Source organism: Myxococcales bacterium (assembly GCA_016706225.1).
Classification (GTDB): domain Bacteria; phylum Myxococcota_A; class Polyangia; order Polyangiales; family Polyangiaceae; genus JADJKB01.
In genome coordinates this window covers 63655-77772 of sequence record JADJKB010000023.1, presented here as the reverse complement: position 1 = coordinate 77772, position 14118 = coordinate 63655, and the positions used below count along the sequence as shown (strand labels likewise).

At 65.8% G+C, this 14118-nt stretch carries 13 protein-coding genes and 1 pseudogene; 11 read left to right on the top strand and 3 right to left on the bottom strand.

The features are described from left to right. Positions 1 to 400: 400 nt before the first annotated feature. On the top strand, positions 401 to 1066 hold the full coding sequence (locus IPI67_35765) for a hypothetical protein (protein ID MBK7585530.1): 666 nt from the start codon (positions 401 to 403) through the stop codon (positions 1064 to 1066). A gap of 214 nt (positions 1067 to 1280) precedes the next feature. Then, on the top strand, positions 1281 to 1805 hold the full coding sequence (locus IPI67_35760; protein ID MBK7585529.1) for a hypothetical protein: 525 nt from the start codon (positions 1281 to 1283) through the stop codon (positions 1803 to 1805). Positions 1806 to 3641: 1836 nt separating this feature from the next. Here IPI67_35760 and IPI67_35755 read toward each other — a convergent pair. Then, positions 3642 to 3920, bottom strand: a complete 279-nt coding sequence (locus IPI67_35755; protein ID MBK7585528.1) for a hypothetical protein — start codon at positions 3918 to 3920, stop codon at positions 3642 to 3644. Positions 3921 to 4317: 397 nt separating this feature from the next. Between IPI67_35755 and IPI67_35750 the strand changes: the two genes are divergently transcribed. The 5 genes and pseudogenes from IPI67_35750 (at position 4318) to IPI67_35730 (ending at position 7863) form a co-directional block, all read left to right on the top strand. Next, on the top strand, positions 4318 to 4854 hold the full coding sequence (locus tag IPI67_35750) for a hypothetical protein (protein ID MBK7585527.1): 537 nt from the start codon (positions 4318 to 4320) through the stop codon (positions 4852 to 4854). 803 nt (positions 4855 to 5657) lie between these two features. Further along, positions 5658 to 5783, top strand: a pseudogene (locus tag IPI67_35745) (hypothetical protein). 114 nt (positions 5784 to 5897) lie between these two features. Then, the gene (locus IPI67_35740; protein ID MBK7585526.1) at positions 5898 to 6281 is read left to right on the top strand and encodes a hypothetical protein; all 384 of its coding nucleotides are present in this window, start codon (positions 5898 to 5900) and stop codon (positions 6279 to 6281) included. A 574-nt stretch (positions 6282 to 6855) separates the two neighbouring features. Continuing rightward, positions 6856 to 7113: a hypothetical protein gene (locus IPI67_35735; protein MBK7585525.1), complete on the top strand. Its 258-nt coding sequence runs from the start codon at positions 6856 to 6858 to the stop codon at positions 7111 to 7113. 264 nt (positions 7114 to 7377) lie between these two features. Further along, positions 7378 to 7863, top strand: a complete 486-nt coding sequence (locus tag IPI67_35730) for a hypothetical protein (protein MBK7585524.1) — start codon at positions 7378 to 7380, stop codon at positions 7861 to 7863. A gap of 184 nt (positions 7864 to 8047) precedes the next feature. On the opposite strand, the gene IPI67_35725 is transcribed toward IPI67_35730, so the two are convergent. Further along, entirely contained in the window at positions 8048 to 8992 is a 945-nt protein-coding gene (locus IPI67_35725; GenBank protein MBK7585523.1) for a hypothetical protein, read from the bottom strand. A 331-nt stretch (positions 8993 to 9323) separates the two neighbouring features. Continuing rightward, positions 9324 to 9821 carry a hypothetical protein gene (locus IPI67_35720; protein MBK7585522.1) on the bottom strand — a complete coding sequence of 166 codons (498 nt, stop codon included), beginning with the start codon at positions 9819 to 9821 and terminating at the stop codon, positions 9324 to 9326. Positions 9822 to 10391: 570 nt separating this feature from the next. On the opposite strand from IPI67_35720, the gene IPI67_35715 reads away from it, so the two are divergent. From IPI67_35715 to IPI67_35700, 4 genes are all read left to right on the top strand, one after another. Further along, positions 10392 to 10604, top strand: coding sequence for a hypothetical protein (locus tag IPI67_35715; protein ID MBK7585521.1), 213 nt, complete (start codon positions 10392 to 10394; stop codon positions 10602 to 10604). 1305 nt (positions 10605 to 11909) lie between these two features. Further along, positions 11910 to 12086 (top strand): phage integrase N-terminal SAM-like domain-containing protein, encoded by a 177-nt coding sequence (locus IPI67_35710; GenBank protein ID MBK7585520.1) that lies wholly within the window; start codon positions 11910 to 11912, stop codon positions 12084 to 12086. A 99-nt stretch (positions 12087 to 12185) separates the two neighbouring features. Then, a complete protein-coding gene (locus IPI67_35705; protein MBK7585519.1) occupies positions 12186 to 12800 on the top strand; it encodes a tyrosine-type recombinase/integrase in 615 nt (204 codons plus the stop codon). Positions 12801 to 12806: 6 nt separating this feature from the next. After that, positions 12807 to 14030, top strand: a complete 1224-nt coding sequence (locus tag IPI67_35700; GenBank protein MBK7585518.1) for an IS91 family transposase — start codon at positions 12807 to 12809, stop codon at positions 14028 to 14030. The last annotated feature ends 88 nt before the right edge of the window (positions 14031 to 14118 follow it).

Below are 14118 nucleotides of genomic sequence, written 5' to 3'. Positions count from 1 at the left end.
CCGGCTTTCACGTTCGTTCCGCAAGGGCCGGCGACACTCTGTCTGCGGCACGCGCCGGCCTCGAAAATGCTCTGCCGTCTGATACGATGGTCCTCGCGCGTTCGCGGGTGAACGCGTGTGTCGTTATTCGGCCCAACCCGCGTTGGCAATGACCACCAAGTCCCCTTGCGCTGTCATGCTCATGGCTGCCGACGCCGTCGTCGAGGGAGGTGGCGCCCTCCGGTGGTCCGCCCGCTGCGTCCTCCTTGCCTTCACCTGCGCTTTCTTGGGGTGCGGTACCACGACGACCGATCGCGAGAAGCGCGGGTTTCGTCACGTCGATGGCCCGCCCCACATACCGCCAAACGGATACGTCTACGTCGCGAGATCCGGTTCCCACTTCGACCTCGTGGTTGCATTGATGAAGAGTCCCGAATTCTTCTACTGCCGCCGTTCGTTGGTCGGTGCCTGCGCCATCACCACGTGCACCTGGGCCGCCGACGCCGGTCCAGACTGGAACGCGACCGGGACGGTGACGGTGACTTGGGGATTAGAGATTGCCGTTGTCGAGACATGGCAGGACACCGCCGTGTACGGTCTCTGGCCCAAGGCGCCGTGGAACGCCGGACAGGAGGTTGCGGTCGTCGGTACTTTCGACATCGGTCCTCCATTGAACGCAGCCCTTGAGGCGCCGCCTCCGTTTCTGCTGGAGCAACCTGCGTTTCAGCAGGGTAGCTGGGGACCTGACATGCCGCTTCCCCTGGAGGTCGATACGGAGACTGACCTGGGGATACAGTGGGCGATCGAACCGAAATCCTCCGTTCGAGCGACCCTGGTCTGCGACAACGTTGATGCCGGCGAATCGACAACGATTCAGTGCGAAGTGCCCACCGGTTCTGGCGAGCTCATCGTTCCAAGCGCAGCGCTGCAACTCTTGCCGACCGTGGGGTGCTTCGGGTCAATTAGCATTAGCGCCGGTGACTTCAGGAAAATCACCGCGCCTTCCTGGGAGTACGAAGTCGCAGCAACAAGCATCGGCGAGGCTCCCACAGGAGCATTTGCCAGCGCCGCGCTGGTCCTCAGATGACCCGTGCAGCCAACGGACCGGTGCGCCGTGCCTGACCCTGCCGCATAACTCACGTTGCACCCGCCGAACGCCGGTCTTGCCGACTTCACCGTCCGTCCCGCTTCCGCGGGCGAACATTCTGATGCGGCACTCGCCCGCGTCTGCAGCGCCTTGCCGACTGACGACTTGACGCTCGGCGTTCGCGGGTGAACGTGTGTCTCGTTAGGCAGACGTAGTGCTCGACCAAACCTCTGCGCGGACGATTGCCGACATGCATGTGCCGGACGACGTCGTCATTCATGAACCTGGGATCCGCGAACTCCAGAATGGCTGGTTCTTCCCGTTTCGCGACAGGTCGGAACCCGTGGCGGGGTCTCAGGGCATCATCATCAACAAGTCGACGGGCAGGGTCTTCAACCTTGGAAGCGCCTTTCCTGTGGAACGCGACCTCTCCCTGTACGACCGTGGATACCAATTCGAGAGCTACGACCTCGTTCTGCTTGAGGTCCGCGACGTCAACGCAACCCTGGACACGCTTCTTCAGCTTGGCTTGACGTGCGTCGAACCTACCTACGAGCACGGGACGGTGTGGAGAATCCCGCGCAGGCTCACGCGCGACGAGTTCCGCACCCGACTCGCCCACCTTCCGTGCGTTTTTGGCAATGTCCCGTTGTACTTCCAAGTCGAAGTCCTGGAGGCTGCGCGCACCTCGGGCTACTTCCGATGCGACATCCTCGAGTGCAGGGTGCCTGACCCTTAGGCGCTTCTGGGCCACAGCGGCGAGCCGCCGGTGCTGCCTAACTCGCGTTCCACCCGCCGAGCGCCGGTTGTCGCCAGTTTCACCGTCCGTTCCGCGTCCGCGGGCGAACACTCTGATGCGGCACTCGCCCGCGTGTGCAGCGCCCTGCCGTCTGATACCTTTGGACTTCGGCGCTCGCGGGTGAACGCGTGTGCCGTTATGCAGCTATGAGCACCGTGGTGGTTCAGGCCCTCGTCACGCGGTGGACGAAGGAGTCCCGCGGCGGCCCTGGTGCCGCTCTGCGAAATGCGACGCCAACCGCCCTTTCGCTTCCCGCACGGTCGCGCGATCCGTCTCCATCCCGGGCAATGGTGCCGCCTCGTCCACAACGGTCGGCACGGCCTCGATCGGACCTGGGCCTACGAGAGCACCGTTCTGAACGTGGCCCTCGGGCCCGTTGATCCGTCCGCTTTCCTCGATTCGGGAGCCGCTGGAGACCCAAGACCACCGGGAGGCTCTCTGGTAGGTGCGGTGATCTTCACGCACTGCATAACTCACGTTGCACCCGCCGAACGCCAGCCAGGCGAGTTTTCACCGTCCGTTCCACGTCCGCGGGCGACCATTGTGATGCGGCACTCGCCCGCGTCTGCAGCGCCTTTGCCGACTGACGACTTGACGCTCGGCGTTCGCGGGTGAACGTGTGTCTCGTTATTCAGCCGGTTCAGAAAGCGCTCGTGCGAAGTCTTGCCCGCTTGTCGTTCCGCTCGTGCTACTGGGCGTTCCCACGTGCAACCGTTCTGACCCCCGGCGAAAGGTGCGGATGTCGGTTTCGACCAGTCCCAGTGCCGCGGACTTCGCCGCCGGGCGGTACTCCTCCGCCGCGACGGCCTGCGATCAGTTGATGACCTCGCCGGGGACAACATGCGGCGCGCGCGGTCGCAGCCCAGGCACTGCTTCAACTTGGTGAGTACTCGAAAGCCGAAACAGTCGCGCGGCACGGTGCGGAATCCACGAATGGGGAACGACGCGCGCTCTTCCTTTCGCTGCAGGGTACTGTGGTTGTCGCCACCGGCGACCTTGGCCGCGCCCAGAAGATCCTGAACGAGTCGATCCGGCAAGCACCGGATTCCTCACCAGATGTGTATTTGGCGCGCGCGTGGAGGTTCATCGCGGGCGCATTCGACAGCGCCCTTGATGACGTCAGACACGCACAACGCATTGCTCCAGAGGGCGCTTCTCCCGAGCTGATGTTGGGATACCTGCTCCTGCGCGAGGGTCCCACCAGATAAAAGACGCGGCCGCGCATTTCGCGCGCGCGGCGGCGCGCCAACCAACGCCCGCGCGGCGGTGTGCAAGTGCGTGACCACGGCGATCCACCCGACTCCGCCGCCGCACCGGATTCGGCCTGGGGCCAAGCGTTGCCGATCTCGCCCGTCGTGGCGCCGTAGCGAAGGAGGATCTCCTTAAGCGCGCCGCGGAATCCGACGGAAAGCACGCTGCAGCCGAGCGGCGTGTCGAGGATCCATATGCTGCTGGGAACGCTGGCGGAGACCCAGAACGACGTCGCTCGGGCGCCATCGAGTACGCTTCGGCCGTGGTGACGCCCGTCCACTCGACGGATGACGCACTCGCCCGCGCCCGACTCCAGGCGATCGGAGTGCTTCCTAGGCGCTCCGCTCTGAGAGCTCGCGGGCGCTGCATAACTTGACGCTGCAGCAGACGAGCGCCGGTCAGGCGAGTTTCACCGTCCGTTCCGCGCCGGCGGGCGACCACTCTGTCTTCGGCACTCGCCCGCCTCTGCGGCGCCCCGCGCTCTGCTACGATGTTCTCCGGCGCTCGCTGCTGAGCGCAAATTCGTTATTCGGCCAACGGCAATTGGCTGCAACTCGGGTCGCCCAGCCTCTGGCAAAGGTGGCGGAGCATTCGGCGGTCGCCCTCGTTGGGGAGTCCTCCGGTCTGCCAGTGTTTCTTCAGGTTGTCCTTCACCCTCACCATCTTCTTCACCTCGCCGAGGCCCGCATCAAGGCCCTGGTCGCGAATCGCGCGACGCGCTTCGATCTCTTCCTCAAGCTCGCGCTCGCCCGGGCTGGGCGAAGCGGAGCGTTCCTCAAAGTCCACGTCGTCGAGGCCCTCCATTGAGCTCGTCGGGACCCGCGCGGGTGTCTGCGCCGTTCTCATCAACCCGAACGTGGCCGCCACCCCGAGGGCGATCACCGCAAGCAATGCGATCGTGAGGACGCGAGCCCGGACCATTGGGTCACACGAGATGATACGCCTCGCGACATCACGTCGCGATCGCCACGAATTGCCGCATAACTCACGTTGCACCCGCCGAACGCCGGTCTTGTCGACTTCGCCGTCCGTTCCGCGCCCGCGGGCGACCACACTGAAGCGGCACTCGCCCGCGTCTGTAGCGCCTTGCCGACTGACGACTTGACGCTCGGCGTTCGCGGGTGAACGTGTGTCTCGTTATGCAGCCGCTGCCGCGCGGGAGGAGCGACCCGCAGTGCATCTCGAGTGCTATCCTTCTTCGGTGCGCGGTCGGTTCCTCCTTCCCGTGTTCTGCCTGACGGGTTGCTTCCGCGTCGCGCAGGTGCCGGGGCCAGAGCTCGCTCGACTCGACGAGCACGGTCCCGGCCGCGCGCCGGTCACTGTGAGAACATTCCGCGGCGACTCCGCGTCAATAGACGGCACGTTCAAAGAAGCCCGCGTCGTGATCGGCGGCGACGGATATGAACAAGTCGAGACGCTTCGCCCGCCGTTCAAGGCATCCGTTCGCGATGGCCAGCTGTTCTTTGACCGGCGGTCCGCGGAACTCGTCGACGTCCGCCGCGTTGACGTCGTTCAGAGGGACAGCGGCCGCACCTTCATCGTGTTGGGAACCTTCGCGGCGTCGGCGCTCGCGGGCGCGGTACTCGGCACGTACCTGGAGTACCGGTGGTCGCGGAGGGACCCCGAGAGGGATCCGGTGGATTCCGGCGGCTGTGGCGGGTGCGGCACGGCGGCAGGCGCGTTGGTCCTTGGCGGCGCCGGCTTTGGAATCTCGATGGCCGCGACGAAGTACTACTGATAGCCCGGACCAGACGCAGATCTGATCTCGGTGTGCCGTGCCCTGCATAACTCACGTTGCACCCGCCGAACGCCGGCCCTGCCGACTTCACCGTCCGTTCCGCTTCCGCGGGCGAACATTCTGATGCGGCACTCGCCCGCGTATGCAGCGCCTTGCCGACTGACGACTTGACGCTCGGCGTTCGCGGGTGAACGTGTCTCGTTATGCCGGTGTCTCGCGAGACCACGGCGCCTTGCCGACTGTCTTTGCGGTCTCAGATTCAGAGTTCCTCCGCTTTGAGGAGCGGGGCAGCGCGGCCGAGCCCACGGCGCCGGGCGGGCTGTTGAGTCGGAAGTCTCTCCGCGTCCGGTCGCGCCATGACGACCCCGACCGTGATCGCGCTCGAAGACGAGCCGGCTGTTGAACAATCGCGCTGCGCCCAAGACCGCCAGCGCCTTGCCGACCGGAGCCGTTCAGCAGAAGCCGGGCAAGCTGGCGCCGAGCTCCGAGATCACGGCGCCGCGCCGCGCGGTAGCGCCCACGGCTCCGCTCCCTGAACCACCGACGCACGGCATAACTCGCGTTCCACCCGCCGAACGCGGGTCTTGCCGACTTCACCGTCCGTTCCGCGGCGGCCGGCGCCCAATTTTCTACGGCACGCGCCGGCCTCGAAAATGCCCTGCCGTCTGATACGATGATCTCGCGCGTTCGCGGGTGAACGCGCATCCGTTATGCGGCCAAACAGAATGACCCACCCAGGCCTAGCGCTCGTGGGGCGCATTCACTCGACCAGGCGTCGGGTCGCTCGCAAGGCCGGGTAGAATCTGCGCCATGGCCGCCGGGCAAGCTCTGTACCATCCGGCAGCGCCAGCGCGGTGTCCTGCGTCGCGCTTGAGCCCGAGTCCCGTCGCGCGGCGACGGGCCACGCGGACGGCTCGCTTTCTCTCTGGGAGGTTGATTCTGCGGAGTCACACACGACGCTGGCGTTGCACAGTGGGCCCGTCACCTCGGTGCTCTTTGCATCGGGTGGGCGCCAAGTCATCACGGCCAGCGATGATCGCACCGTGCGTGTGTCGGACCTCGGTGGGGAGGTGTCGCGAATTGTTGCGTCGAGCCCTCGCGTCATGCGGATCATCGCCCTCTGCGCGGTCGCGGAGCGCCCGTTCGCGGTCTTGCGGAGCTTCGACCGGCACGTCCTGCGGGTTCTTGACCTCGGAGGCGCCGCTCCACCGGTCGAGCTCCGCGACTCTGGGCGGCAATTCTGTACGGCAGTGTGCTCTCGCGAGCGCACCGTTCTCACGCTGACCGAAAACGGCGCCCTCGAGGTCTGGACCGCCGAGCAGCGCGCTCCTCGGGTCAGCATCGAGAGCGGGCTCGAACCGCCCTTGCGCTTGGCGGTTCCGCGGGCAGGCACACTGGTGGCGATCGGCGACGCGAGGGGTTGTTGACGGCCCTGGGATCTTGATGACGGCGCTCTGCTGTTCCAAGTCCAAGCGCACCCCGGCGCTGTCCGCTCGCTCGCAATCGACGAATCCGGGACGTACCTCGCGTCGGCCGGTGCAGACAGCTCGGTTCGCGTCGCCTCCGCCGGCACCGGCGACGCGATTGCCGAGTGGAAAGCCCGCCAGGACGTTGCATGTTGCGCGCTGACTTCCGATCTGTCCGTCCACGAAACTGGCTATCGAATGCATGCAGCCACCCGGGCACCCGTGGTGGTTGTCGCAGGCACAGACGCGGGCGAAGTCGAGTTCGTCGAGTGCGGTGGCCTGACCTCTCGCTGGCAAGAAACGGATTGAGAATGCTCTCACACACGGCTTGCCGACACGCCGCCGCATAACTCACGTTGCACCCGCCGAACGCCGGTCTTGCCGACTTCACCGTCCGTCCCGCGCCCGCGGGCGAACATTCTGATGCGGCACGCGCCCGCGTGCGTTCACGCCCCGCGCTCTGTTACGATGTTCCTCGGCGTTCGCGGGTGAACGTGTGTCTCGTTATTCGGACCAGAACACCAGAGTTTCGCTCGTGCGTGCGCCACACAAGCAAATCGGAAGCTCCGCACTCCTCGCTGGGCTTGCCATCGTTCTCGCCACACTGGCGCTCGGCTCTGGCGGCGCGCTGATTCTGGTCAACATTGGGTGGGTCATCATGGTCATTGCAGTCGGCGTCCTCGCCGCTGCAAAGGGTCAGAGCCCGTTGTGGTGCCTGCTTGGCCCGATCGGCATGATCGCGATCGCCTTTCTGCCCGACAAGCACCCAGAGCGTGCACCGCCCGCGGGTTGACCCGGCTTGCGCCGACCATGCGCTCAGGGCCGCATAACTTGACGCTGCAGCAGACGAGCGCCGGTAGTGGCGAATTTCACCGTCCGTTCCGCGGCGGCGGGCGACCACTCTGTCTTTGGCACTCGCCCGCCTCTGCGGCGCCTCGCGCTCTGCTACGATGTTCTCCGGCGCTCGCTGCTGAGCGCAAATTCGTTATTCGGACTAAGGCTGCGTGGCACACGCTGCGCCATTTCACGGGCATGAGTCGTGCTTCCTCGCCCTCCCGTGACACACCTCTCCTCAACCCTCGTGTTCGTCGCGTGCCTCGGCACGGCCGCAATGTCTGCGTGCGGTGGCAACACCGATGCAGGCGCACCCGGTAGCACGGGGGGCATTGGTGGCGCTGGAGCCGGCGGAACCCAGGCCGGCACCGGCGGCGTCGCGGGATCCGCTGGTATCGCAGGCGACTCCGGCAGTCTCGACTCCGACAATGCGGCAGGCGCAGACCAGGGTGGTCCTCCGGTCTGTGAGGTATGCGCGCACGTTTCGTTTGTCTGTTCAAAGCCCGGTATCGAGTCCGTCGACTTTCAGGTGGAATCGCAGAATTCAAAGGGATGTGCCGGCCACATCGTGCAGTTCGGCGGCCCCACCACCGAATACGTTATCGACTGCGAGCTCAACCAAATCTGCGGACCGGGCGGTTGCTTTCCCGCAGCCCTGACCGCTTCCAGCTTCACCTGGAACGGAGCGACCTGCTACGCGACGAAGTAGCGCACATTCCCCAGTCGCGCGCCGCCGCATAACTCACGTTGCACCCGCCGAACGCCGGCCCTGCCGACTTCACCGTCCGTTCCGCTTCCGCGGGCGACCAAACTGATGCGGCACTCGCCCGCGTCTGAAGCGCCATGCCGACTGACGACTTGACGCTCGGCGCTCGCGGGTGAACGTGGTTCCGTTATCCGGACGTGTTTGCCGCGCACTCCCGAAATGAAGCGATGAGCAGGGCGGAAACGAAACAGGACGCGGCGTCGGCCAGTTCGACCATGTCCACCGTCTGATTCTTGGGGCTGCCATTGTGTAGTATCTGGCTCCGCGCTGCGTAGCACTCCGCGAAGAACTTGTCCGGCGCCTTGCCCAAGAAATTGCGCCCATGCAAGAGGCGTCGACAGAGCGCGCGACCTGTTTGCCCGATTGAATCGTTGTTGAGCCAGTGCAGGCTGCCCAGCATCGAGTCCCGCACCTCTGTCGATACGCTCGCGGATCTGACCGCAGCCTCCAACTGCGCCACCAATGACTGCGCCGCCGCGTCGCGCTGCGGCGGTTCCAGCAAGGCCTCGACGGCCGTCACGAGAGTAATAAAGCGGCTGCGCCGCGATAGGTCGAAGAAGGATTGGCAGTAGAGCTCCGCTGCCAATCGTTGTTTCTCGCTCAAAACTGTGTCGCGGAGGAACTCGTGCCGCACTGTTGAAACAAACGCTTCCGCGTTCGTGCCGACCGCAGCGTCAAGTTTCATCAGCCCAGTGATGCCTCCTTTCTCCCCGTCCTCGTACACGTCGATGCCATCAGTGTGCGCGGCGTCTCCTGCAGGTCCTTCAACCCCGCGCGACCACCCCAGGCGGTGTCCGATGTTCACCCCAATTCTTCTTCCGACCGCCCATACCAGAAGGGCAGACTTGGCGTTGTCCGCAGCCCGAAGTGCGGCCCGCCGGTCATCGTAGCCTTGTCCGACAAGCAGAGCGCTCGGCTGGCTCCTCAGCGGCCGCCCACGTCCGCCAGATCGAACCGTGAGCTGGCCGCGGTCCTGGTCCTCTACAATCAGGATCTCCACTTCGTCAGAGGCGATGCAGTCGCCCTCGCGGAGGTGAAAGCGAAGCCTGAAGTTGAACTTCTCCGGAGGCATACGGCGACGATTGTACCGTGCTAGGAGACTCGCGGGCCCCACCTCGTCCGCTGAGTCGGCCGGGCTCCTGTCGGTCGCCGGATAACTCACGTTCCACCCGCCGAACGCCAGTCTTGCCGACTTCACCGTCCGTTCCGCTTCCGCGGGCGACCAAACTGATGCGGCACCGCCCGCGTCTGTGGCGCCTTGCCGACTGACGACTTGACGCTCGGCGTTCGCGGGTGAACGTGTGTCTCGTTATCCAACTTGTTCCGACCGGGAAAGGCAGCGCGACCGACCCGCAGCGCCGCGCCGCGGATGATCTGTCCAGCCTCGCCGAGCGTGCTTCTGCTCAGAACGGCGGTCGCCACTCGCCCTCTGGCGCCGAACGCGGGGCCAGAGTGGGTGCGTCGTCGTGTGTGCCCTCCGCCCGAGCGCGCGAGCCCTCGTACGTCGTCAGGCCCCACACGACCATTCCAATGCCCGTTCCGAGAAGCGCGACCGCGGGGATGAGGACGGTGGCGCGCGCCTTCTCGCAGTCGTTCCCCATGAACCCACCCTCGTCCGGGCCTCCACACTCGAAGGCCGTGGCCGCCACCAGGGGTATGGACAGGACCGTCACCGCGCCGCCCATGACCATCGCGGGCGTCCCCGGATGACGCACGTCGGCCACCTCGCGTCGGGGAACGGCGAGTCGCCGACCGTCGTTCTCTTCGATCACCACGTACCCCGGCCGAGCTTCAGCGATTCTTCCCTGGACTTCGCCGCCGCGGTGGAGACGGACGGTGGCGCTCGTCCCACAGGCGTAGACGAAGAGACCCAGAGCGAAGGCTGGCGCACGCAACCGCATCCCGCTCTAGTGTCCCACGACGCTCTGGGCGCGCTAGGTCCCCTCCGTGCCTCTGGACCACCGAAGTTCCAGGAATTGTATAACTCACGTTGCACCCGCCGAACGCCGGTCTGGCCGATTTCACCGTCCGTTCCACGCCCGCGGGCGAACACACTGATGCGGCACTCGCCCGCGGCTGTGGCGCCTCGCCGCCTGATGACTTGACGCTCGGCGTTCGCGGGTGAACGTGTGTCTCGTTAGACCGACCTCCGAGCGCCAAACGTGATCGAGAAGTCATTCCGTCGAGTCGTCGGCCTCCCATGCTGGGGTGTTCACTGGGATCCCCAGCTCAACCTCTCGCTGAACTTTGGCCGCCCCCACCTCATCGTTCGCGAACCCCGGTCGACTCGCGCACCATCCACGAAGGTGCGTCTCCTTCTGGCGCGTCGCCTTGTAGTTGTTCGCGGTCAGTGGTGGCTCTGGGTCTATTGCGCTTTCTGGAAACTCGCAGTCCGCGGCGCCAAACCGGTCACCGGCGCTTCGTCGCGCCGGGTAATCGAGCGAGCAATTGGACTTCTCGATGGGCAGCGATTGGAAAGCGTCGCCGTCGACCCGCGCAACGCCAAGACCGAGTTCACCTTCGATCTCGGGGCTCGTCTGAGCGTACGCCGGTTCGACGCACAGAGTGACGGCGACCTCTGGACCCTCTACGAACCCAGTGGGAGGGTCTTGGCGGTGCGAGGCGACGGCCACTACACCCACCAGAAGGGCTCCCAGCCGGACCGATACCTGCCGCTCGTGTAACCGCATGGGTGCTGCGGTCTAACTCGCATTCCACCCGCCGAGCGCCGGCCATGCCGACTTCACCGTCCGTTCCGCTTCCGCGGGCGAACATTCTGATGCGGCACTCGCCCGCGTCTGCAGCGCCGTGCCGACTGACGACTTGACGCTCGGCGCTCGCGGGTGAATGCGTGTGCCGTTATACCGCTGTGTTCTGACCGGAAACGATCACGCAAGATCAGCAGCGCCGTGCCGGCTGTCTTTGCCGCGCTGCGGTCTCAGAGTTCCTCCGCTTCCGGGCAGCGCGGCCAAGACCACAGCGCCGAGCCGACTGTCGAAGTCGACGGTCTCTCACGCGTCCGGTCGCGCCTTGTCGACCCCGACCGTGGTCGCGCTCGAGAACGCGCCGGCTGTTGAACAACCGCGCTGCGCCCAAGACCGCCAACGCCTTGCCGACTGAGACGATCAACCAGAGGCCGGGCGAGCTGGATCCGAGCTCCGAGATCACGGCGCCGCGCCGCACGGTAGCGCTCACGGTCTCCGCGCCCAGAACAACCGTGGTTCCACCACGGTATAACTCGCGTTGGACCCGCCGAGCGCCGGTCGTGGCGAGTTTCACCGTCCGTTCCGCGCCCGCGGGCGACCACTCTGTCTTCGGCACTCGCCCGCGTGCGTTCACGCCTTGCCGTCTGTTACGATGAGCCACGGCGCTCGCGGGTCAACGCGTGCCCCGTTATACCGCTGTCTTCTGACCGGAAACGATCACGCAAGATCATCAGCGCCTTGCCGACTGTCTTTGCCGCGCTGCGGTCTCAGAGTCCTTCGCCCAAGCGCCGCGCGCGACCCCACGCGTCGTGTCGACCGTGGCGCGGTGAACAGAAGCCCCGCGCGCTGGCACCCGAGCTCCGAGATCACGGCGCCACGCCGCACGGTGGCGCCCACGGTCTCCGCGCCCCGAACAACCGTGGCTCCACCACGGTATAACTCGCGTTCGACCCGCCGAGCGCCGGTCGTGGCGAGTTTTACCGTCCGTTCCGCGCCCGCGGGCGACCACTCTGATGCGGCACTCGCCCGCGTGCGTTCACGCCTTGCCGTCTGATACGATGAGCCACGGCGCTCGCGGGTCAACGCGTGCCCCGTTGGACGAAGCCGCTGGCGCGGCAGGAGTAGCGCCACGTGACGGGCAGCGTCTGAGCGGCTGCCCGCGGCGACGTCGCATCGCGGCTTGATTCCTGCCGGCTCGAGCATGAGCGGCGCCACGCTGTGTTCGTCGGCGATCCTGGTGATCGCGCGCCCGATGGCCGGGTGCGCCAACACCGGAGTTGAAGCATGGGACAGCTGCGAAACAAAATGGCCGAGGACATCAGGCTGCGCGGTCTTTGCGCCAACACGCTCAAGACCTATCTGCGTTGCGCCGAAGTTTTCGTGAGGCACCACGGCAAGTCACCGACGCTGATGGGCAAGGCCGAAATTGAGACTTCTTGCTGCACCTGGTCGAGGACCTGAAGCGCTCGCCATCGACGTACAACGTCTGACGCCGCGGCGCTGAAGTTTCTCTATGCGCACACCCTGGAGCGACCGGAAGAGGTCGCTTGGATCCAGCAGATGCGCGTGCCGCATCGACTGCCGGCCATCCTGAGCGGCGACGAGATCGAGCAACTGCTCGGTGAGCTGGGGTCGCTCAGAATGCAGGCGATCGTGATGACGGCGTATGGGGCCGGCCTGCGGATCAACGAGGTGCTCAACTTGCGAGTTGCGGACATCGACAGCCGTCGCATGGTGATTCACATCAGGCAAGGCAAAGGTCAGCGTGACCGCTACACGATGTTGCCCAAGCTCGTGCTGCAAACGCTCCGTGCGTACTGGAGGCAAGAGCAACCGCCGGGTCCCGAGCTGTTTCCTGGGAAGACACCGGGCCGCGTCCTGTGCCGGGACACCGTGGGCAAGGCGTTGGCGCGGGCGGCGGTCCGCGCAGGGCTCGAAAAGCACGTGCACCCTCATGTCCTGCGCCATGCCTTCGCCACGCATCTGCTCGAGACCGGGACCGATCTGCGCACGTTGCAGGTCCTGCTCGGTCACGCCTCCATCAGCACGACCGCTCGCTACGCGCAGGTCAGCCCGGTAATGATTCGGAGGACCAAGAGCCCAGCGGACCGGCTGCGCAAGACGGCCTCGCCGGTGCCCAGAAAGAAGCGGTCTCGAAGTCGGCGCGCCGGGTAGCCGGGCATGCGCCAGCATGGCCCTTGTGCTCGCTCGCCGGAGCCAGCACAGGAAGGCAGGCCGTCGCTGGAGCTCGCGGATGTCGTTCGCGCGTTCCGGCCGGTCCACGAGCAACAACATGCACTGACCCTCGCCGAGCGCGCTGTCCTCGACGCCGTAGCACGTTGCCGAACGGCCGCCCTCGGTGGGCACGTCAACGTGTGTCTCGACTGTGGCTTCGTCAGCGATCCTTCGTACGACTCATGTCACAACCGGCACTGCCCGAAGTGCCCGGCGGTGGCGCAGGCGAAGTGGATCGCCGGGCGGTTGGAGCGCGTACTGCCGATCCACTATTTCCACGTCGTCTTCACACTGCCCGCTCAGTTGCGCGGTCTGGCTCTCGCCAGTCCGAGAATCGTCTACGACCTGCTCTTCCGTTGTGCATCCGCCACGCTGCTCCAGCTCGGCGTGGATCCCAAGCGTTGCGGCGGCGAGCTCGGCGTGACGGCGGTGTTGCACACGTGGACGCAGAAGCTCGAATACCATCCGCACCTGCACTGTATCGTGACCGGAGGTGCGCTCAGCCCGGACGGCTCTCGCTGGATCTCTGCCCGCCGCGACTTCCTCTTTCCCGTCCACGTCATGGGTCGGCTGTTCCGCGGAAAGATGCTCGACGCCCTCACGCGGGCCGCCCGCTCCGGCACGTTGCGCATCGGCGACCCCACCCGTTTCGCCGCGCTCGTTGCGGGCCTTCATCGCAAGAGCTGGAACGTCTACTGCAAACGCCCCTTCGGCGGCGCCGCCCAGGTGATCACCTACCTCGGCCAGTACACTCACCGCGTCGCCATCTCCAACCACCGACTCCTCGCGATGGACCAGCGCGGCGTCACTTTCCGCACCAAGAGTGGCGAGCACATCACGCTCGACGGCGTCGCATTCCTCATGCGCTGGCTTCGCCACATCCTGCCGCCCGGCTTCACCAAGATCCGACACTACGGGCTGGTGTCGGCGAGCCACGCCACCGGCCGACTCGAAACCGCGCGACAGCTACTACCGGCCAAATCCGCTCCGAACCCCACCGCTTCGCCCAGCTCCTCCAACCCTCTGCGCGCCGCCAAGTGGCGCGAAGTGATCCGCATCCTGACCGGCATCGAAATCGACTGCTGCCGCTGTTGTGGCCGTCGTGCGCTCGAGCGCCGGCCGTTGCCGCGCTCGGCTTTCGACGCCCGAGCCCCTCCGAAAGCGGCATGACCACTTCAGCCAAGCACCGCAGTCATCACCCATTGGCCGCTCGCTCGAGTGGTCATGCCCACGTCCATCCTACGAGCGGAATCACCGC

Bases quoted from the DNA above. Each gene is read 5' to 3' on its own strand.
- IPI67_35765 (MBK7585530.1), top strand. From the start codon at position 401: ATGAAGAGTCCCGAATTCTTCTACTGCCGCCGTTCGTTGGTCGGTGCC.
- IPI67_35705 (MBK7585519.1), top strand. From the start codon at position 12,186: ATGCGCGTGCCGCATCGACTGCCGGCCATCCTGAGCGGCGACGAGATC.
- IPI67_35700 (MBK7585518.1), top strand. From the start codon at position 12,807: ATGCGCCAGCATGGCCCTTGTGCTCGCTCGCCGGAGCCAGCACAGGAA.
- IPI67_35710 (MBK7585520.1), top strand. From the start codon at position 11,910: ATGGGACAGCTGCGAAACAAAATGGCCGAGGACATCAGGCTGCGCGGT.
- IPI67_35755 (MBK7585528.1), bottom strand. From the start codon at position 3,920: ATGGAGGGCCTCGACGACGTGGACTTTGAGGAACGCTCCGCTTCGCCC.
- IPI67_35725 (MBK7585523.1), bottom strand. From the start codon at position 8,992: ATGCCTCCGGAGAAGTTCAACTTCAGGCTTCGCTTTCACCTCCGCGAG.
- IPI67_35720 (MBK7585522.1), bottom strand. From the start codon at position 9,821: ATGCGGTTGCGTGCGCCAGCCTTCGCTCTGGGTCTCTTCGTCTACGCC.